The 20,501-nt window shown below is 28.1% G+C and carries 17 protein-coding genes; 14 read left to right on the top strand and 3 right to left on the bottom strand.

What is annotated here, in order from left to right; all coding sequences use genetic code 11:
• Window positions 1-112: 112 nt before the first annotated feature.
• The 8 genes from cobJ (at window position 113) to pepV (ending at window position 8,318) form a co-directional block, all read left to right on the top strand.
• Entirely contained in the window at window positions 113-835 is a 723-nt protein-coding gene (cobJ, locus tag GOM42_RS07200) for a precorrin-3B C(17)-methyltransferase (RefSeq protein WP_003477836.1), read from the top strand.
• 18 nt (window positions 836-853) lie between these two features.
• A complete protein-coding gene (locus GOM42_RS07195) occupies window positions 854-1,618 on the top strand; it encodes a cobalt-precorrin-6A reductase (RefSeq protein ID WP_003456657.1) in 765 nt (254 codons plus the stop codon).
• A gap of 12 nt (window positions 1,619-1,630) precedes the next feature.
• Window positions 1,631-2,629 (top strand): ABC transporter substrate-binding protein, encoded by a 999-nt coding sequence (locus GOM42_RS07190; protein ID WP_003456650.1) that lies wholly within the window; start codon window positions 1,631-1,633, stop codon window positions 2,627-2,629.
• An 87-nt stretch (window positions 2,630-2,716) separates the two neighbouring features.
• On the top strand, window positions 2,717-3,775 hold the full coding sequence (locus GOM42_RS07185; protein ID WP_003456533.1) for an iron ABC transporter permease: 1,059 nt from the start codon (window positions 2,717-2,719) through the stop codon (window positions 3,773-3,775).
• Window positions 3,776-3,780: 5 nt separating this feature from the next.
• Window positions 3,781-4,536: an ABC transporter ATP-binding protein gene (locus tag GOM42_RS07180; RefSeq protein WP_003456463.1), complete on the top strand. Its 756-nt coding sequence runs from the start codon at window positions 3,781-3,783 to the stop codon at window positions 4,534-4,536.
• 190 nt (window positions 4,537-4,726) lie between these two features.
• Window positions 4,727-5,137, top strand: coding sequence for a thioesterase family protein (locus GOM42_RS07175; RefSeq protein ID WP_110077450.1), 411 nt, complete (start codon window positions 4,727-4,729; stop codon window positions 5,135-5,137).
• A 284-nt stretch (window positions 5,138-5,421) separates the two neighbouring features.
• Window positions 5,422-6,732 carry a uracil-xanthine permease family protein gene (locus GOM42_RS07170; RefSeq protein ID WP_003477835.1) on the top strand — a complete coding sequence of 437 codons (1,311 nt, stop codon included), beginning with the start codon at window positions 5,422-5,424 and terminating at the stop codon, window positions 6,730-6,732.
• A 188-nt stretch (window positions 6,733-6,920) separates the two neighbouring features.
• Window positions 6,921-8,318 (top strand): dipeptidase PepV, encoded by a 1,398-nt coding sequence (pepV, locus tag GOM42_RS07165; protein ID WP_003456485.1) that lies wholly within the window; start codon window positions 6,921-6,923, stop codon window positions 8,316-8,318.
• Between the two features lie 77 nt (window positions 8,319-8,395).
• Here the strand turns inward: pepV and GOM42_RS07160 are convergent, their stop codons facing one another.
• Window positions 8,396-8,815, bottom strand: coding sequence for a Fur family transcriptional regulator (locus tag GOM42_RS07160; RefSeq protein WP_003456471.1), 420 nt, complete (start codon window positions 8,813-8,815; stop codon window positions 8,396-8,398).
• A 618-nt stretch (window positions 8,816-9,433) separates the two neighbouring features.
• On the opposite strand from GOM42_RS07160, the gene GOM42_RS07155 reads away from it, so the two are divergent.
• Window positions 9,434-9,769 (top strand): hypothetical protein, encoded by a 336-nt coding sequence (locus tag GOM42_RS07155; RefSeq protein WP_003452838.1) that lies wholly within the window; start codon window positions 9,434-9,436, stop codon window positions 9,767-9,769.
• A gap of 29 nt (window positions 9,770-9,798) precedes the next feature.
• Window positions 9,799-9,975: a hypothetical protein gene (locus GOM42_RS07150; protein ID WP_003477834.1), complete on the top strand. Its 177-nt coding sequence runs from the start codon at window positions 9,799-9,801 to the stop codon at window positions 9,973-9,975.
• Window positions 9,976-10,028: 53 nt separating this feature from the next.
• On the opposite strand, the gene GOM42_RS07145 is transcribed toward GOM42_RS07150, so the two are convergent.
• The gene (locus GOM42_RS07145) at window positions 10,029-11,501 is read right to left on the bottom strand and encodes a nicotinate phosphoribosyltransferase (RefSeq protein ID WP_003456574.1); all 1,473 of its coding nucleotides are present in this window, start codon (window positions 11,499-11,501) and stop codon (window positions 10,029-10,031) included.
• Window positions 11,502-11,653: 152 nt separating this feature from the next.
• Here GOM42_RS07145 and GOM42_RS07140 point away from each other — a divergent pair, with 152 nt between their 5' ends.
• The 4 genes from GOM42_RS07140 (at window position 11,654) to GOM42_RS07125 (ending at window position 17,722) form a co-directional block, all read left to right on the top strand.
• Window positions 11,654-13,648, top strand: a complete 1,995-nt coding sequence (locus tag GOM42_RS07140; RefSeq protein ID WP_096071546.1) for an ATP-dependent helicase — start codon at window positions 11,654-11,656, stop codon at window positions 13,646-13,648.
• Window positions 13,649-13,853: 205 nt separating this feature from the next.
• Complete coding sequence (locus GOM42_RS07135; RefSeq protein WP_057231438.1) at window positions 13,854-15,050, top strand: M20 family metallopeptidase; 1,197 nt, start codon at window positions 13,854-13,856, stop codon at window positions 15,048-15,050.
• 59 nt (window positions 15,051-15,109) lie between these two features.
• Window positions 15,110-16,084, top strand: a complete 975-nt coding sequence (locus GOM42_RS07130; RefSeq protein ID WP_049039428.1) for an RluA family pseudouridine synthase — start codon at window positions 15,110-15,112, stop codon at window positions 16,082-16,084.
• Window positions 16,085-16,105: 21 nt separating this feature from the next.
• Window positions 16,106-17,722 (top strand): polysaccharide biosynthesis protein, encoded by a 1,617-nt coding sequence (locus tag GOM42_RS07125; protein WP_003456652.1) that lies wholly within the window; start codon window positions 16,106-16,108, stop codon window positions 17,720-17,722.
• A gap of 44 nt (window positions 17,723-17,766) precedes the next feature.
• Here GOM42_RS07125 and GOM42_RS07120 read toward each other — a convergent pair whose 3' ends face one another.
• The gene (locus tag GOM42_RS07120) at window positions 17,767-20,373 is read right to left on the bottom strand and encodes a calcium-transporting P-type ATPase, PMR1-type (RefSeq protein ID WP_003456470.1); all 2,607 of its coding nucleotides are present in this window, start codon (window positions 20,371-20,373) and stop codon (window positions 17,767-17,769) included.
• Window positions 20,374-20,501 lie beyond the last annotated feature (128 nt).

Below are 20,501 nucleotides of genomic sequence, written 5' to 3'. Positions count from 1 at the left end.
TAAGATAAATGCCTTAGAAATTCTTTAAAAGTATAGTAGAAAAGTAAAAGCTTTAATAAGCTTATAACCATAATACTTTACAACTTAAGCCACATAATAAGGAGGAATAATAATGGGAAAATTATATGTAATTGGAATTGGACCAGGTGGATTAGATGAAATGACTTTAAGAGCAGTTAAAGCTATTGAAGAATCTGATATAATAGTTGGTTACACTAAATATATAGAAATGGTTAAAGACTTAATAAAAGATAAGGAAATCTTTAAAACTGGTATGCGTGGAGAAGAGGAAAGATGCAGAGAAGCCTTAGAACTTAGCAAAGATAAAAAAGTTGCTTTAATAAGTACTGGAGATTCAGGAATTTATGGTATGGCTGGACTTATCTTAGAGATGAGAAAAGATGAAAATGTTGAAATAATACCTGGTATTACAGCATCTAGTGCAGCAGGATCAGTTTTAGGTGCTCCTTTAATGCATGATAACTGTAACATAAGTTTAAGTGATTTAATGACTCCTTATGAAGATATAAAGAAAAGAGTTCGTTTTGCAGCAGAGGGAGATTTCGTAATTTCTCTTTACAATCCAAAGAGTAAGGGAAGACCACACTATTTAAGAGAGTGTGTTGATATAATTAAGGAATTTAGAGGAGAGGAAACTCCTATAGCAGTTGTTAGAAATGCTTTAAGAGAAGGAGAAAGTAAAGAAATATTTACTTTAAAAGACTTTAATGATGAAGTAGTTGATATGTTCTCAATAGTAATCATAGGAAACTCAAAAAGTTATATTAAAGATGGATATTTTGTAACTCCAAGAGGATATAAAATAAAAAAATAAAACTAATGGGGTGAGAATGTGATTGCACTTATATTAGGAACTTCAGAAGGAAGAGAGTTTTTACAAAATCTTAAGGGATTTGAAGATAAAATAGTTATATCTACAGCTACAGAATATGGTGGGGAACTTTTAAAAGAATTCCCTGTTGCATTTATGAATACAAAACCTTTAGATGAAGAAGGACTTTTAAATTTTGCTAAAGAATTTAATTTAAAAGGAATAGTTGATGCTTCTCATCCTTATGCAAAGAATGTTAGTGAAAACACAATAAAAGTATGTAAGAAATTAAACATAGAATACATAAGATATGAAAGAAATGGTGTACTAAAAGAGTTAGACAATCCTAATATTATTAGAATAAGTGGATTAGACAAGCTTAAAGAATTAGACTCTACTATTAATGGACCAATTTTAAATACCACAGGAAGTAATGGAGTAAAGCAGATATTAGAATCTTCTCTTGAAAATAGAGTTATTCATAGAGTATTACCTTCAAAAAAGGTTATGAATGATCTTATAGATTTAGGGGTTAAGATAGAAGATATAATTGCTATAAAAGGCCCTATTGGCTATGAACTTAATAAGGCTTTTATAGATGAATACAAGGCAAAGGCTCTTTTAACTAAAGATAGTGGTGAAAGAGGAGGAGCTTTAGAAAAAGCAAAGGCTACACTAGATTCAAATATTAAATTAATAATAGTTGAAAAGCCTAAGGTGGATTATGGTAGATGTTTTTCTGATATAGATGAAACAGTAAAATACATTAAAAATATTTTGAAATAACAGGGGGATAAAATGAGAAGAAAAAGAATTTTAGGTTTAGCTACTATAGGGTTAGTATTTTCCTTAGCTTTAGCAGGATGTACTGGAAGTTCAAAGGAAAGTACAGCTTCAAAAAACACTGAGGAAGGTTACCCAGTAACAATAAGTACATATGATCAAAGTGGAAAGGAATTTCAGGAAACTTTTGAAAGTAAACCTAAGAGGGTTATTAGTACAAATCAAACTACTACAGAAATAATGCTTGATTTAGATTTACAGGATTCCTTAGTTGGAACATCATTTATGGATAGTCCTATACTTCCAAGATTAGAAGATAAGTATAAAAATATAAATGTTCTATCAGAAACATATCCAAGTAAGGAAGCTGTTTTAGCTTTAAATCCAGATTTAATAATGGGATGGAAAAGTGTATTTTCAGATAAAAATCTAGGTTCTGTAGAATCATGGAATGAAAAAGGGGTTAAAACCTTTATTCAAAGAAACTCTGGTATTTCAAAAGAGCAGACTTTAGATGATGTTTATTATGATATAAATGATATAGGTAAGATATTTAATATAGAAGAAAAATCAACTAAATATGTTGATGATATGAAAGAAAGAATAAATAATATTTCTGAAAAGATAAAATCAGTTAAAGAACCTATGAAAGTTTTAGTAATAGAAGGTGAAGGAGAAAATAAATATAGAGTTTATGGACCTAAAACCTTAGTTTCAGATATGGTTTCAAAAGCTGGTGGTACTAATGTGGCAAAGGAATCAGGTAGTGTTGGAGTTGAGAATATAATAGAAATGAACCCAGATGCTATAGTTCTTATACATTACTTAAATCAAAATAAAGATAACAAAGAAGAAAAAGCATTATTAGAAAATCCAGCTTTAAAAAATGTAACTGCAATAAAAGAAAATAAAATAATATATACTCCTCTTTCAGAAACATATGCAGGTGGTGCAAGAACTGTAGAGGGAATAGAAAGAATAGCAAAGGGATTATACCCAGACTTATTAAAATAAATTAAGTAAAATATAAACTCTAAGGAACTAAGCTTAAAAATAGTTTCTTAGAGTTTAATAATATATTTTAGGGAGAGATAAATAAGGTTGTTTAATTTAAGTTGGAGAAAAGACAAAAAAGTTTTCATTGCAGTTTTGTTAATTTTACTTTTTATATCATCTATAATATTAGGAATATCTTTTGGAGCTGTTGATATTCCACCTTATGATGTTTATAGAGTGTTTTTATATAAGGTTTTTGGAATTAAGATTGGAAATTTAGATGAAATATTAAATAGTACTTTATTTGATATAATATGGGGAGTGAGAATGCCTAGGGTGCTTTTAGGAGCTTTTGCAGGTATGGCCTTAGCTATGGTTGGTGTAATTATGCAAGCTACTATACAAAACCCTTTAGGTGATCCTTACATACTAGGATTGTCATCTGGAGCATCCTTAGGTGCTACATTTTCAATATTAATAGGATTTTCAGGAGTGTTATCAAGCTTTGGAGCACCCTTAGGAGCATTTTTAGGAGCTTTAATTGCATCTATATTTGTGTACTTTTTAGCGAAAATAGGTGGGCGTATAACTCCTTTTAAGATGATATTAGCTGGTATGGTTATAAGTTCTATATGTTCATCACTTACAAGCTTAATAATATTTTTATCAAAGGATAACGAAGGCATAAGAACAGTTAACTTTTGGATGATGGGAAGTTTGGCTGGAGCGGAATGGAGTAATATAGTTCTTCCCATAGCAATATCAGTTATACCACTAATATACTTCTTTACTCAATATAGAAATTTAAACTTAATGGTATTAGGAGATGAAACATCTATTACCTTAGGGTTAAATATTGAAAAGCATAGAAAAATATATATGATACTTTCATCTTTAATAACTGGAGTTATTGTATCAGTATGTGGAACTATAGGCTTTGTTGGAATTATGATTCCACACATTGTAAGACTTATATTTGGAACGGATCATAAAACTTTACTACCTTTTAGTGCTTTAGTTGGAGCTATATTTCTTATATGGGCAGATGTAATTGCTAGATGTGCTATTACTAATATGGAACTTCCTATAGGAATAATTACCTCTGTAATAGGAGCCCCTTTCTTATTATGGCTTATGGTAAAAGGAACTAGAGAAAAGGAGTAAGGATTATGATAAGATTAGAAGAGTTAGAAGTTTCTATAAACAAGAGTGAAATTATAAAGGGAGTTTCATTTCATGTTAATAAGGGTGATTTTGTTGGGCTTATAGGGCCAAATGGAAGCGGAAAATCAACCATATTAAAAACTATATATAAGTTAATTGATAAAAAATGTGGGGCAATATACATAAATGGTAAAGAAATAGACAGTATTAGCATAAAGTCAATGGCAAGAGAATTAGCAGTAGTAAGCCAATTTAATCAATATAATTTTAGCTTTAAGGTTAAAGATATTGTTCTTATGGGAAGAAATCCATATAAAAGAACTTTTCAATTAGACAATAAAGAAGATTATGACATAGTAAGAGAGGCTTTAGAAAAGGTTAATATGCTTGAATATAAGGATAGAGATTTTCTGAATCTTTCAGGAGGAGAAAAACAAAGGGTATTATTAGCAAGAGCCTTAGCACAAAAAACAGAAATTCTTTTATTAGATGAACCTACAAATCATTTAGATATTAAGTATCAAATAGAAATAATGAATATAGTTAAAGAGTTAAATATAACGGTATTAGCTGCACTTCATGATATGAATTTAGTTTCAGCTTACTGTAATAAAGTATATATGATTGATAAAGGAAAAGTAGTTTATGGAGGAGAAACAAAAGAAGTTTTAACTCCTAAAAATATAAAAGATGTTTTTGGTGTTGAATGTGAAATAGGAGAAAATTCAAAAGGACATATAACAATAAACTTTTTATTTTAGATAATGACTCTGTTTTAAGCTTATAACTTAAGGCAGAGTTTTTATTATATAAACATGGAATTATTTAAAGTTAGTGTTGATTTTAGTTAGATATAAATAAAAATGTAAAGTTATAAAAGGTTTGAAAATCAAAATAAAATAATATAAAATTACAATATGAAAATAAGTTTTTTTATAAGGAGTATTTTATATGAAAAGTATAAGCAAAATTAAAGTAAGATATGCTGAAACAGATGCAATGCAGGTTGCACATCATGCCAATTATTATATATATTTTGAAGTTGCAAGAGAAGATTTTATAGAACAATTTGGAATTACATATAAGGAAATGGAAGACCACGGGATTATGATGCCTTTAGTAGAGACTCAATGTAAATATATAGATGCAGCAAGATATGGAGATAACTTAATAATAGAAACTGAGTATGATGAAATAACACCTATTAAGGTTTCATTAAAATACACAGTAAAAAGAGAAAATCATAATAAGCTTGTAGCTACAGGCAGAACTTTACAAACTTTTGTAGATAGTAAAACTTTTAAAATTATAAACATTAAAAAAGTTCATCCTGAAATTTGGAGCAAATTAACTAAGTATTAATTATATTAATAAAATGTAAAAAGCTAAATTATATATTGAAAAATAATATTAATTTAAATATAATCTAATAAAATAAAACTATTCTTTAAAGATAGTCCAGAGAGGCTACAAGAATTAATTATTTAGATTATAAATAAAAATTTTATTTAGTTTAAAGAATTAACTTCTTGCCTGTAATCTCTTTGGTAAGAAGTTTTATTTTTACCTTTTTAAATCAGTCCCGTGAGGCTGAAAAAAGGAGAAGCAGAGCTTTCTCCTTAAGAAAAAATAAGGAGGCTTAAATTATGGCACAACAATTAATAAGCAAAGAGCAAGGAAGTATTAAAACATTAGGAATTTTCTCTTACTTTAAAAATGGAATTTTAGGATTACAACATTTAGTTGCTATGTTTGGAGCTACAATACTAGTACCACTAGTAACAGGCTTAGATCCATCAGTAGCTTTATTCACAGCAGGGATAGGTACTTTAATATTCCACTTATGTACTAAAGGAAAAGTTCCAGTATTTTTAGGATCATCCTTTGCATTTATACCTGTAATACAAGTAATTGCATCTAAATATGGAGATTTAAGATATGCACAAGGAGGTATATTCTTTGCAGGATTAGCTTATGTATTAATTTCTTTTGGAATAAAGAAAATAGGTGTAGATAAAATAAAAAGATTTTTACCTGCAAGGGTAGTTGGCCCAATGATAATGGTTATAGGGTTAAATCTTATACCTAATGCCTTAGAAATGGCTGGGGTAAAATCTTTAATAGCTGGAGAAACAGGAGCTATGACTTCAGTTTTAATAGCTTGTACTACATTAGGATTAGCATTAATAATAAGTAAGTTTGGAAAGGGATTTTTTTCACAGTTAGCAATAATAACAGCAGTTTGTGTAGGATATACTTTAAGTTTAATTTTAGGACAAGTTGATACAAGTTTAATTCAACAAAGTACAATGGTTGCAGTACCAAACTTTACATTGCCAAAATTTGATTTTGGAGCAATAATGATAACTTTACCAGTTATTTTAGCTGTATCAATGGAGCATATAGGAGATATAACTACTAATGGACAAGTTGTAGGTAAAAACTTTATAGAAGATCCAGGACTAAATAGAACAGTATTAGGAGATGGATTGGCAACTTTAGTTGCATCTTTATTAGGGGGACCAGCTAATACTACTTACGGTGAAAATACAGGAGTTTTAGCTATAACTAAAAATTATAATCCATCAATTTTAAGATTAACAGCTGTTTTTGCCATAATACTAAGCTTTATAGCTAAGTTTGGAGCGGTTATAAGAACAATTCCACAATCAGTAATGGGAGGAATAAGCTTAATGCTATTCTCAATGATTGCTTTAGTGGGAGTTAAAACTATAAAAAATGAAGGGGTTAAATTAAATAAAACTAACCTAATATTAATGGGATCAATAATTTTTGTAGGTTTATCAGGCTTATTTATGTCAGAGCCTATAGGAATTGAAATAAGTGAAGCTGTAAGCATATCAGGCTTAAGCTTAGCAGCTTTAATAGGTGTTATTTTAAACTTAATAATCACTAAATTTGAATCAGCAAAGAGTAGAAAAGAAGTAATTGCTTAAATAAAAATAGCAAGTCATATATAAATGGCTTGCTATTTTTATTATTAAGTATGTAAAGTTTATATCTTAACTTCTTAATTCATCATTTTAATAAAATAGATTAGAAAATTTTGTTGAAATGTGGTAAAATATTAATAATATATATTAATATTTTGTTAACTTAAAGTTGATGAGAGGAAGTGTCAAAAATGAATTTAATAAGTAGCAAAATTGATGAAATGAAAGATGATTTAATTGAGTCAGTACAAAATATTATTAGAATCAAAAGTGTTGAGGATGAACCAAAAGAGGGTATGCCTTTTGGGGAAGGAGTTTCTAAATCTTTAGAATGCGCCTTAGAAATTTCAAAAAAATTAGGGTTTAAAGTAGTTAATTTAGATGGACATGTAGGGTATGCTGAATATGGTGATGGAGAAGAGTATGTAGCAGCTTTAGGACACTTAGATGTTGTTCCAGAAGGTGATGATTGGATTTACCCAGCATATGGTGCAGAAATACATGATGGAAAAATATATGGAAGAGGTACAACTGATGACAAAGGTCCAATAATGGCATCATTATATGGATTAAAAGCTATAAAAGAATTAGGATTACCTTTATCAAAGAAAATAAGAATAATATTTGGTACTAATGAAGAAACTGGAAGCAAGGATATAGAATATTATTTAGAACATGAAAAGGCTCCAGTATCAGGATTTACTCCTGACGCAGAATTCCCTATAATAAATGGAGAAAAGGGTATCACTATTTTTGACATTGTTAAAACTTTTGGAGAAAAAACAACTGATGGAGATGTATTAGTTGAGAGTATAAAGGGTGGAATAGCATCAAATGTAGTTGCTAGTCTTTGTGAAACAAAATTAAAAACTAAGGAAGCAAATAAGGTTTGTGAAGAAATATCAAAATTTGCTAAGGAAAATAATATAAAATTTGAAGTATCACATAAAAATGATGAAATAGAGTTAAAAGTATTTGGTGTTTCAGCTCATGGTAGTACTCCAGAAAAGGGTAGAAACGCTATAATGCAAACTATTAAAATTTTAGCAGAATTAAATTTAGCACAAGAAGATATAAAAGCTTTCGTTAAATTCTTAAATGATAACATAGGTGAAGATGTCTATGGAGAAAAATTTGGAATCTTATTACAAGATGAAGCATCAGGAAAATTAAGCTTTAATGTTGGAGTAATTGATTTAAATGATAAAGTAGGAAGACTTACTTTAAACTTAAGATATCCTGTAACTAAGACTTTAGATGATATGATGACTCCTTTCAATGAAAGAATAAAAGGTACTGGTATAGAAATAGAAAACTTTGAACATCAAAAACCATTATATTTCTCTCCAGATCATCCTTTAATAAAGACTTTAAAGAATGTATATAAAGAGGAAACTGGAAAAGAAGGAGAATTAATGTCTATTGGAGGAGGTACATATGCTAAGGAAATGCCTAATATAGTAGCATTTGGACCAATATTCCCTGGAGAACCAGATGTTATTCATAAACCAAATGAATACATTAAAATAGATGACTTAATTTTAATAAGCAAAATATATGCAAAAGCTTTATATGAATTAGCTAAATAATTTTATTTTTATAAAATATAGATTTTATAAAAATTAATATTTAAATATAAAAAAGAGTGGTAAATTACCACTCTTTTTTATTCATGTTTATTTTGACATTCTTCACATATTCCATAGAAATACATTTTGTTTGAAAGTATTCTATAGTTTGAATGTTTTTGGGCTTCTTCATTTAGATGAGTATAATCTAAATTCTCAAGATCATCAACTCTACCACAAGCTAAACATTGAACATGACAGTGATCATTTGAGTTACCATCATATCTAAAGTTTCCTTCACCAACATTAATTTCTTGTATTAATTCCACTTCTACAAGAGTTTTTAACGCTTTATAAACTGTAGCTAATGACATTGTAGGGTAATCTTCCTGTAAAGCCTTGTAAATAGTCTCAGCAGACGGATGTTCTTTCGTACCCTTTAAGTATTTATAAACAGCAATCCTTTGAGGAGTTAGTTTTAATTTTTTTTCTTTAAAAATAGTAGTTATATTGTCCATTTCCACCATCCCTATCATATATAAGAATTAAATATATTATATAATAATAATTATTATATGTCAAAGATTATCTTTTAATACTATTTCACATGAAATAATCTTGATTTTTATTTAATATTATTTAAGAAAATTAATAAAAAAAACTTGTAAAAATAGCCTTTTTATGATAAAATTTATTTAAAGGTTGTTAATTAATTAACAAAGTTTTTCCATGTTCATTTCATTTTCCTTTAAGAACAGTTTTTACTGTTCTTTTTTTTATATAAAAAGTATTAAAAGTTTTAATATATCTAAAAATACTTTTATTTTAATGAATTTTATTTTAAATATTTTTAAACGCTATTAACTATTTTACTTGTATAAAAAGATAATTGCAAGTAAAGAAATTAAAATTAATATTAATATGTTATAAAAATCTTATATTTTTTAAAAAATTTTTGGGGAATTCAATAAAAAAATTATTAATATAAAATTTTTACAAATAAAATCAATACATAATAAACAATAAAAGCAATATATGTAAATAAATTAAAGAAAAATAGAACCTTGTAATACTTTACTTAAAGTTAAAGGAGTGGTAAACTTTACTATATAAATAAATTACTTAGGAGGTTAATTATGTCAAAGTATAAAGTTGGAGATGAATTAATTATTGTTACAGATCCTAATCAAGAAACTAAAAAATTAAAAGATTTAAGCTTCTTAAAAAAAGATGGAGATTTTGCTTGTTTATCATGGGGTATAAAAATTGTTGATGTATTATATGAAAAACCAAATGTTACATTAACTTATAAAAATGTTATGGGAGAGACTAACAAAGTTTTTGCTGTATGTAAAAACGTTGAGAATTTTGATCACGAAAAAGTTTTAGAAAAGGCTTTACTTAAAGCTTTCCAAAATGAGCTTACAAACATTACAGTTATAAAGAATTCAGGGTTAAAGACTATATTATAATTAATTTAAGAGGGGATTGAGAGTATAATATGGCGTATTGTCCATTTTGGTCAAATGAGAGGGAGAAATTTAAGTGTTATAAGGAATGTCCAATGAATGAGAAAATCACAGGAGAAGAGTGTGTATTTTCTATGTATTTAGACAAAAGTTTTTTACTTGAGGATGACTATGAAAAATCAAATCTAGTTTTAAGTCAAGTAAATTAATAAGAGACGCTTCACATTAATGAAGCGTCTCTTATTTTTTAAAAATATAAGTGCTATTTATATATGCTAGAATATCTATGAAGTAAATTATGTTTTAAATTCCATAAACCATTTGATAAATCCACATAATAAGTATGAGGATTTTCAAATCTTAAAATTTCTGGCCAAAGTTTTTCACACTCTTTTTGAGCGTAATCTCTAATTTCCATTACTGTTGGATTTTTGTAGCATACTTTTCCATATTCAAATATTTTAACTAGTAAATCTTTAACGTAATAATTAGTTAATGTTTTTCTTTTCCAAACATGAATAGGATCAAAAATCTCTAATGGTTTAGTAGTATCTATTTCTTCATCATTTAAAAGAATTAAATCAGCTAAGGCTGTATGAGTATTATTATCAAATATTCTTATTATTCTCTTAAATCCAGGGTTTGTTATTTTTTCTTCATTTTCACTTATCTTTATTCTAGGAATTATATTACCTTCTTCGTCTTCTACTGCAACTAATTTATAAACTCCACCAAAAACAGGTTCTGATCTAGCTGTTATAAGTCTTTCTCCAACTCCAAAGGCATCTATTGAAGCTCCTTGGCTTAATACATCTCTTATTATATATTCATCTAGAGAATTTGAAACTATTATTTTACAATCTGGATATCCAGCTTCATCTAACATCTGTCTACATTTTTTAGATAGATAAGTTATATCACCACTATCTATTCTTATTCCTTTTGGCCTTTTTCCTAAAGGTTTTAAAACCTCATCAAATACCTTAATAGCATTAGGAACACCAGACTTTAAAACGTTATAAGTATCTATTAATAATGTACAGTTATCAGGATATGCCACTGCCCAGGCCTTAAAGGCTTCATATTCGTCTCCAAAAAGTTGAATCCAACTATGAGCCATAGTTCCTATAGCAGGTATATCAAACATTTGATCAGCTATTGTACATGCTGTAGAATCACAACCACCTATGGCAGCAGCTCTTGCTCCATAAATAGCTCCATCATATCCTTGAGCTCTTCTAGAACCAAATTCCATTACAGTCTTATCATTAGCTGCTCTACATATTCTATTAGCCTTAGTAGCTATAAGTGTTTGGTGATTTATAGTAAGAAGTATCATAGTTTCTACAAACTGTGCTTGTATTACAGGACCCTTAACAATAACTAAAGGTTCATTTGGGAAGACAGGATTTCCTTCTGGAATTGCCCAAACATCACAAGTAAACTTGAAATTTATTAAAAAGTCTAAGAATTCATCACAAAATAATTCCTTTGATTTTAAATAGGCTATATCATCTTCTGAAAAGTTTAGATTTGATAGGTATTCAATTAATTGCTCAACACCAGCCATTATACAATAGCCGCCACCATCAGGTACCCTTCTAAAATACATATCAAAATAGGCAATTTTATTTTCTATGCCATTTTTAAAATATCCATTTGCCATAGTAAGTTCATAGAAATCAACTAGCATTGTAAGATTTCTAGGGTTTTTTACATCAAACTTATAATCCATATAAAAATTATCTCCTTTTCATAAGTTATCAATAACTATTGTAACCAGTAGTTAGAATTATTACAATATATATGTTAATAAATATTATGGTTTACTAGAGTAATTTTAGTCAATAATTAAAATAAATTTTATTAAACATTAGGAGAATTATAATGTCTAATTTAGATAAATATCAAAATGAAGCTGTAAGAGCAAGGAGTAAAAGTGTCCTTGTTATAGCTCCACCAGGAGCAGGAAAGACCACAGTAATATTAAATAGAATTAAATATCTTTTAGAAGAAAGAAAGGTTAAAGGAATACATGTTATAGTAATAACTTTTACTAAGGCGGCAGCAGAAAATATGAAAAGTAGATTTAAAGAAATGCATAAGGAAGGCGTTGTTCCATTCTTTGGAACCTTTCATGGACTTTTTTATAAAATTTTACTTAGAAATAAGGATGAAATAAGGCTTATAGAGTCTAAGGATTCTTATAATATTATAAGGAAAGTATTATCATCTTATATAGAAGAGGTAAGTGATGAAAAAATAAAAGAAGTATTAAATAATATATCTAGAAAGAAAGTTTCTTCTAAGGATTTAGAAATATCAATGACTTATGATATTTTTGATAAATGCTATGAAGCATATGAAACTTTTAAAAATGAGAGAGGACTTTTAGATTTTGATGATTTACAAATAAAAGCAGTAACTCTTTTAAAAGAAAATCCTCATATATTAGGATATTATAGAAATTTAATAAAATATATATTAGTTGATGAGTTTCAAGATTGTGATGAAGTTCAATTAGAATTTTTAAGACTTATAAATAATGAAGTTTTTTGTGTTGGAGATGAGGACCAAAGTATATATTCCTTTAGAGGAGCAACTCCTAAATGTATGATAAACTTTGAGGAGAACTTTGAAGGTAGTGAGAAGGTTTATTTAAAATATAATTATAGAAGCTTAAAAAATATTGTGGAGGTATCTAAGGATGTTATAAAGCATAATAAAGAGAGATACCAAAAAGAAATAATAGCTTTTAATGAAAATCAAGGGAAAATAGAGCTTAAAAAGCCCTTTAATGAGTCTGAGGAAGCAAATATAATTGCTTTAAAAATAGAAGAAAGCAAAAGATTAGGTAATAAATATTCTGATACTGCTATTTTGTATAGAACAAATATGGAGAGTAGAAGTTTTATTGATGCCTTTATTAGAAAAAAGATTCCCTTTAAGCTTTTAGATAAAGAGTATAATTTCTTTAATCATTTTATATGTAGAGATTTAATTGCGTATTTGAGACTCTCAATAGATCCATTTAATAAAGAAGATTTTAATAAAATAATAAACAAACCCTTTAGATATGTTTCAAAAAGCGCTATTTATGGAGTGATGAATTCTAAGAAGAAAGAAAATGTTTTTGATATATTAATGAATGTGGAAGGCGTACATCCATTTCAAATGAGAAAGTTTGAGGAGCTAAAAAGTGACATAGCTTATTTAAATAAAATTTCCTTAAATAGTGCTATTGATTTTATATTAAGTGATTTAGAGTATAGTCAGTATATAAGAGAGTATTCCTCTAAATTTAAACAAAATCAAGAGGATTTATTAGATATCGTAGAAGAATTTAAAAGTTCAGCTATAGAATTTAAATCTATAATCACTTTTCTTTCTCACATAGAAAGTGTTGAAGAAAATTTAGAAAACTTAAATTCTAAAGGAAATATAGACTCTGTTATATTAAGCACCATGCATGGGGTAAAGGGAATGCAGTTTAATGATGTTCATATTGTAAATATAGTTGATGAAACAATACCACATAAAAATAGTATGGAAAATTTAGAAGAGGAGAGAAGACTTTTTTATGTGGGTATAACTAGAGCCATAAATAATTTATATCTTTATGCACCTAAAAGTGTAAGAGGTAAATTTAAGGATCCATCTATATTTTTAAATAATACAAATCTAGATAGCCAATGTAATATAACTGATTATGGATTAAAGGAAGGAGATGCCATAAGACATAATTATTTTGGCATAGGTGAAATTTTAAAAATAGAGAAGGATACTATTTTAATTAAATTTATTCAAGGAGAAAATAAAAAATTTTCTTTAAGAACTTTGATTGAAAATAATTTAATAGAAAAAATAATTTGTGAGGTTTAAATGTGTAGTAACAAAGGAAATTAGAGGTTTTAAAGAAAAATTTTCTTTGTTACTATAATTTTAAACAATATACACTTAAATAATATACTCGTAAATGAGTATAAAATATAATTGAAGAAAAAAACATAGTAATATATAATCAAAAATATATAAAATAAATAGTATATATAATATATTATTTATAAATGAAAAGTAGGTGTTAAAAATGAATATAAATTTAATGGATGAAGCTCAAGAAATAAAAGACTTACTTGTAGCTTTAAGAAGAGATTTTCATGAAAATCCTGAATTAGGTTTTGAAGAGTGGAGAACTTCAGGAAAAATAAAGGAATTTTTAACTAATGAAGGTATTGAATATATAGAAACTGCTAAAACAGGAGTATGTGGCATAATAAAGGGCACACTAAAGGATGACTCTAAAAAAGATAGATGCATAGCTTTAAGAGCTGATATTGATGGTCTTCCTATGGATGATAAAAAGACTTGTTCATATTCATCAAAGGTTAAAGGAAGAATGCATGCTTGTGGACATGATGCCCACACAACAATATTATTAGGTGCAGCTAAATTATTAAGTAGACATAGAGATAAGTTTAGTGGTACTGTTAAGTTACTCTTTGAACCAGCAGAGGAGACAACAGGCGGAGCTCCTATAATGATAGAAGAAGGAGTTTTAGAAAATCCTAGAGTAGAAAAAATAATAGGCCTTCATGTCGAAGAAACTTTAGATGCCGGAGAAATAATGATAAAAAAAGGAGTAGTTAATGCAGCATCTAATCCTTTCACAATAAAAATAAAAGGAAGAGGAGGACATGGAGCTTATCCTCACACGGCTATAGACCCTATAGTTATGGCTTCTCAAGTTGTTTTAGGATTACAAACAATAGTAAGTAGAGAAATAAAGCCTGTAAATCCAGCAGTTGTTACAGTAGGAAGTATAAATGGAGGAACTGCTCAGAATATAATACCAGATGAGGTTATATTAAAAGGTGTTATAAGAACAATGACCCTAGAAGATAGAGCTTACGCTAAAGAAAGACTAAGAGAAATAGCTACATCTATTTGCACAGCCATGAGAGGTGAATGTGAAATAGATATAGAAGAAAGCTATCCATGTCTTTATAATAATAGCTCCGTTGTAGATTTAGTAACTGAAGCTGCAAAAGAAATTATTGGGTCTCAAAATGTTAAGGAACAAGAAGCACCAAAGCTTGGAGTTGAAAGCTTTGCATATTTTGCCCTAGAAAGAGATTCAGCTTTTTATTTCTTAGGAGCTAGAAATGAGGAAAGAAATATTATTTATTCAGCTCATAATAGTAGATTCGATATAGACGAGAATTTATTACCAATTGGAGTTTCAATTCAATGTAAAGCAGCATTAAATTATTTGACAAGGGAGTAAATTAATATTAATCTATAGAATAGTAATTATAAAATGATTTAAATTAGGAGTGAAGCAATTTGAAAATAGAGATAGGTACGAATGAAGCGGGACAGAGATTAGATAAGTTCTTAAGAAAATATTTAAAGGATGTACCTCTAAGTGCAATATTTAAAGCCCTAAGAAAGGGTGATATAAGAGTAAATGGAAAGAAGCAAAAAGAAAAGTATTCTCTTTTAGACGGAGATGTTATAGAGATAAGATATCTTCAAAGTGTAGTAACTAAGGAGAAGAAAAAGCCTAATTTCCAAATGGTTGATTCAGGATCACTTCAAGTGGTATATGAAGATGAAAATATGCTTTTAGTTGAGAAATGGCCAGGAGTATTAGTTCATTCAGATAAAAAGAATGGAGCTCCAACCTTAACTGACTATGTATTATCATACTTATTCAGAAAAGGAGATTATGTTCCAGAAAATGAATTAACTTTTACTCCTGCATCTTGTAACAGATTAGATAGAAATACTTCAGGAATAGTATTTTTCGGTAAGAATTTTGAAGGATTAAAATTACTTAACGAGATGATAAGAGAAAGAAAAGTTAAGAAGTATTACTGTGCTTTAGTAAAAGGAAAAATACAGCCTGGAAAATATGAAGCATATATATCAAAAGATGATGAATTAAATAAGTCAACAGTTTATGATACTGAAAGACCAGATACAAAGAAAATAAAAATGGATGTTAATGTTCTACAAACTAATGGTGCCTTTTCATTATTAGAAATAGAACTTATAACTGGAAGAAGTCATCAGTTAAGAGCTCATTTAGCTCATTTAGGAAATCCTATTGTTGGAGACTTTAAATATGGTGATAATAAAATGAATTCCTTCTTTGAAAATAAGTTTGGATTAACATATCAATTCCTTTATGCTTATAAAGTTACATTTAAAGAGGTTCCTGAAAAGTTTGATTACTTAAAAAATAAAACTATAGCTCAGGGATTACCTCCAATGTTTAAAAAGATAAAGAAGGATGTATTTAAATTTAGGATTTAGTTTTTAAGATAGGAGATTTTTATGAAAGAGCAGTCTATAACTAAAGGCTTTGCAATACTTTCTATTGCAAGCATAGTTGCTAAATTATTATCTTTAATTTATGTACCTTTTCTTACTAGAATTGTAGGAAGTGTTGGTATGGGTATATATGGCAAAACCTATGATATATTTGTTTTTGTGTATGCTTTAACAAATGTAGGTTTACAAACGGCCATATCAAAATATGTTTCAGAGTTAGATGCAGTTGGCAATTACAAAGATGCCTTAAGAGCATTTAAGATTTCAAGAGCATTTTTACTTGTAGTTGGTACAATATTTACTATAGTTTTAATGTTAAGTGCTAATTTTATAGCAAGTATGAGTCAGACTCCACAAATGGTTTATCCAATAATTTTCTTAGCACCAACAATTATGATAACAACAGTCTTAGTTACTTATAAAGGATATTTCCAAGGAAGATCTCAAGCTACACCAATAGCTATAGCAACGGTTATTGAACAGGTTGCCAATGTATTTTTAAGTTTATTATGTGCATATTTCCTTATAAAGAAAAGTGTATCTTTAGGGGTTGCAGGAGGAACTGTAGGATCTTCTGCTGGAGCCTTAATGGCGGTATTATATTTAATATACATATATAATATATATGGAGTTGAAAAAGAGGCTAAGAGAAAACAAGAGCCTGGAGTTAGAAGAATTACAGGTAAAAAAATAGCAAGAACCTTATTTAAATATGGATTGCCAATAACTCTTAGTACTGGACTTCAAAACTTAGGAAATATAATAGATATGTTAACTGTAAGTAATAGACTTGTTGATGCAGCTAACTTTTCTCAAAGTGATGCTAATGCACTTTATGGATATTTTTCAACAAGATATAAGATTTTAATAAATGTTCCAATGGTATTTATAACTTCTTTAGGATACATGGCATTACCTGCAATATCAAGAGCATATGCTTTAAAAGATAAAAAAGAGATAAAAAGTAAGATTAATTTCTCTATGAGAGTTACATATCTTTTATCAATACCATCAGCCTTTGGATTAGCTTTATTAAGTGAAAATATATATAGATATATTTTTGCAGATTCAAATGGATATAAGATGATGGTAATAGGTGCCGCTATGATACCATTAACGGCAATAGTTCTTATGCAAAATGTAATACTTCAAAGTGTAAGTCAATTTTACTATGTATTATTTACCTTAGCTCTTAGTATTGTAGTGAAGTTTACATTAAATATGACTTTAGTTGCAAATCCAGATATAAATATTTATGGAGCTGTAATTTCTGGAATGGTGGCTTTCGTAATTTCTTTAGTACTTAATCACTTTAGAATGAAAAAAACATTAAAGATGAAAATATCAATGTTAAAGTATGCATTAAAACCTTTATTAGCATCAATATACATGGGTATAGGAATAATACTTAGCAAATATGTAATATCTTTATTTATAGATTTTGATAAGTTAAGTTTAATATTAGGCATAGCTATATTACTAGTAATTATAGCTATAGGTGCATTTATGTATCTTCATGCTATTATAATTCTAGGAGGAATTAAAAAGGAAGATATAGAAGAAATTTCACCTAAACTTTTAAGAGTTATGCCAAGATTTTTAAGAAAAAATATAAAATAATAAAAAGTAAGGTATCTATAGTGTGATACCTTACTTTTTTATTTTTACTTTCTAAATAATTTTAAGATTTCATTTATTGCAAATGGAATTAAGGATACAAGTATAACCACAATCCAATCATATAAAAGTAAAGGAGTAACCTTAAATATATTAGCAATAAAGCTTATTGAAATTATTATTACTTGAAGGAAGATTCCAAGTAAAATTGAATATACTAAGTATTTATTAGAAAATATTCCTAAGGAGAACGCTGATTTAATATTACTTCTTAGAGATAGTGATAAAAATAATTGAGATACACTTAGTACAACAAAGGCCATTGTTTGGGCATGAATTAAGGAATCAGCATAAAGTCTTTCACCTAATTTAAATGCAAATAGGGTTATTCCTCCTATTAAAACTCCATTTATTATAAGTTGAATTTTATCAGACTTAATAAATATACTTTCCTTAGGATTTCTAGGAGGGTTATTCATAACATCTTCCTTTGTTTTATCAACTCCTAAAGCTAGAGCTGGAAAACTATCTGTAATTAAATTAACCCAAAGAATGTGTATTGGTTGAAGAGGAGAATTCCAATTTAGTAATATAGCTGTAAATAGTGTTAGTATTTCTCCTAAATTACATGATAATAAAAATACTATAGATTTTTTTATATTTAGATAGATTTTTCTTCCTTCTTCTACAGCAGAAACTATTGTTGAAAAATTATCATCAGTAAGAATCATATCTGAGGCTCCTTTAGATACATCTGTACCTGTTATGCCCATAGCTACACCTATATCAGCTGCCTTTAAGGAAGGTGCATCATTAACTCCATCTCCAGTCATAGAAACTATATTTCCATGAGACTTAAAGGCTTTAACTATTTTTACTTTGTGTTCAGGAGACACTCTTGCAAAGACTCTGTAATTTATAATTTTTTCATTGAACTCTTCTTCTTTAAATTTATCTATTTCATGACCAGTAATGGCTTGAGAAATATCTTCTGCTATTCCTAGTTCATTTGCAATAGCAAAGGCTGTATTTTTATGGTCACCAGTTATCATAACTGGAGTTATTCCAGCACTTTTACATAGTTTAATAGAATCTTTAACCTCTAGTCTAGGTGGATCAATCATTCCAACCATGCCAATGAAAACTAAATCTTTTTCTAAAGAATCTAAAACTATATTTTCTTTAGATATATCTTTATACGCAAAGGCAAGAACTCTTAAGGCTTTGTCTGACATTATATTAGAGTTTTCTAAAACTTTAGCTTTATATTCCTTTGAGAAGTCTAGTAATTTTCCATTAACAGATATTTTATTACAAATTGAAAGTATAGAATCTAAGGCACCCTTAGTAAATACACGAGCTTTTTTGTCATCTACTAAGTTTACTGTAGTCATTAACTTTCTATCAGAATCAAAAGGAATTTCATCTATTCTTTTAAATTCTTTTTCAAGTTTTTCTTTTAGTATATTAAGTTTAAAAGGAGACTCTAAAAGTGCTATTTCAGTAGGATCGCCAGTTTGGCTTTTTTCTGAGTATGTGGCATCATTACAAAGAACCATACAATCTACTAAAAGTTTAGATTCATTATCATTTAAATTAAATTCACTCTCTTTTATATAAGAATCATTTGTGTAAACAGTGGTTACAGTCATTTTATTTTGAGTTAGTGTACCTGTCTTATCAGAACATATTATACTTACAGAACCAAGAGTTTCCACAGCAGGAAGCTTTCTTATTATTGCATTCTTTTTTACCATTCTTTGAACTCCTAGTGCTAATACTATAGCAACTATGGCAGGCAATCCCTCTGGAATAGCGGCAACAGCCAAAGAAATAGAAGTTAAGAACATTTCAAGTAAATCTCTTCCTTGAAAAAATGAAATAATAAAAATTAGAATACATATACCTACAGCTAAAAATCCTAGAATTTTTCCAAGTTCGCTTAATTTTTTTTGTAATGGAGTCTCATCATTTTCTTCTTGTTCTATCATTTTAGCTATTTTACCAATTTCAGTATTCATTCCAGTACCAACAACCACTCCAACTCCACGACCATATGTAGCTAGAGTAGACATAAAGGCCATATTATTTTGGTCTCCAATAGGAATTTCTTTATCTGGTAAAAAGGAAGCATCTTTTTCAGAAGGAACAGATTCACCTGTAAAAGCAGATTCCTCTATTTTTAAGTTTGCTGTATCAATTAATCTTAAATCACCAGGAATATATCTACCAGCATCTATTATTACAATATCCCCTGGTACAATATCTTCTGAAAGAATTTCCTTTAAAGAACCATCCCTTTTAACAAGAGCTTTAGGAGTGGAAAGTTCCTTTAAAGCATCTAAGGCTTTTTCTGCTTTAGATTCTTGAATAACTCCTATAACTGCATTTATTATTATGACTAAGAGTATTATTAAAGCATCACTTATTTCTCCTAAAAATGCAGATATTATTGCAGCTATGATTAGTATATAAATCATTACATCTTTAAGCTGAGATAAGAACTGTTTAAATAGAGTTTTCTTCTTTTTAGTTTCGAGTTTATTCTTACCATACTTTTCAAGTCTTCTTAATGCCTCAGTAGAGGAAAGACCATTTTTTTCATCTACATCTAATTCCTGTAGTATTTCATTTTTTGATTTTTTGTACCACAAAAATAATCACATCCTTTCCTATTATATTAGCTTATAGATTTTTATAAAAAAAATACTAAAATAAATAGATTTTTTTATTTTATATAAAATAGTATGATTATTAAGATAGAATTGTATAATATTTAACA

The sequence above is a fragment of the Clostridium sp. 16K-1-R1 genome, assembly GCF_023921145.1.
Taxonomy (GTDB): Bacteria; Bacillota; Clostridia; order Clostridiales; family Clostridiaceae; genus Sarcina; species Sarcina perfringens.
The sequence above is the reverse complement of the archived record's forward strand: the minus strand, read 5'-3'. Positions and strand labels throughout refer to the sequence as shown.

Bases quoted from the DNA above. Each gene is read 5' to 3' on its own strand.
- cobJ (WP_003477836.1), top strand. From the start codon at position 113: ATGGGAAAATTATATGTAATTGGAATTGGACCAGGTGGATTAGATGAA.
- GOM42_RS07190 (WP_003456650.1), top strand. From the start codon at position 1,631: ATGAGAAGAAAAAGAATTTTAGGTTTAGCTACTATAGGGTTAGTATTT.
- GOM42_RS07180 (WP_003456463.1), top strand. From the start codon at position 3,781: ATGATAAGATTAGAAGAGTTAGAAGTTTCTATAAACAAGAGTGAAATT.
- GOM42_RS07175 (WP_110077450.1), top strand. From the start codon at position 4,727: ATGAAAAGTATAAGCAAAATTAAAGTAAGATATGCTGAAACAGATGCA.
- GOM42_RS07170 (WP_003477835.1), top strand. From the start codon at position 5,422: ATGGCACAACAATTAATAAGCAAAGAGCAAGGAAGTATTAAAACATTA.
- pepV (WP_003456485.1), top strand. From the start codon at position 6,921: ATGAATTTAATAAGTAGCAAAATTGATGAAATGAAAGATGATTTAATT.
- GOM42_RS07160 (WP_003456471.1), bottom strand. From the start codon at position 8,815: ATGGACAATATAACTACTATTTTTAAAGAAAAAAAATTAAAACTAACT.
- GOM42_RS07155 (WP_003452838.1), top strand. From the start codon at position 9,434: ATGTCAAAGTATAAAGTTGGAGATGAATTAATTATTGTTACAGATCCT.
- GOM42_RS07150 (WP_003477834.1), top strand. From the start codon at position 9,799: ATGGCGTATTGTCCATTTTGGTCAAATGAGAGGGAGAAATTTAAGTGT.
- GOM42_RS07145 (WP_003456574.1), bottom strand. From the start codon at position 11,501: ATGGATTATAAGTTTGATGTAAAAAACCCTAGAAATCTTACAATGCTA.
- GOM42_RS07140 (WP_096071546.1), top strand. From the start codon at position 11,654: ATGTCTAATTTAGATAAATATCAAAATGAAGCTGTAAGAGCAAGGAGT.
- GOM42_RS07135 (WP_057231438.1), top strand. From the start codon at position 13,854: ATGAATATAAATTTAATGGATGAAGCTCAAGAAATAAAAGACTTACTT.
- GOM42_RS07125 (WP_003456652.1), top strand. From the start codon at position 16,106: ATGAAAGAGCAGTCTATAACTAAAGGCTTTGCAATACTTTCTATTGCA.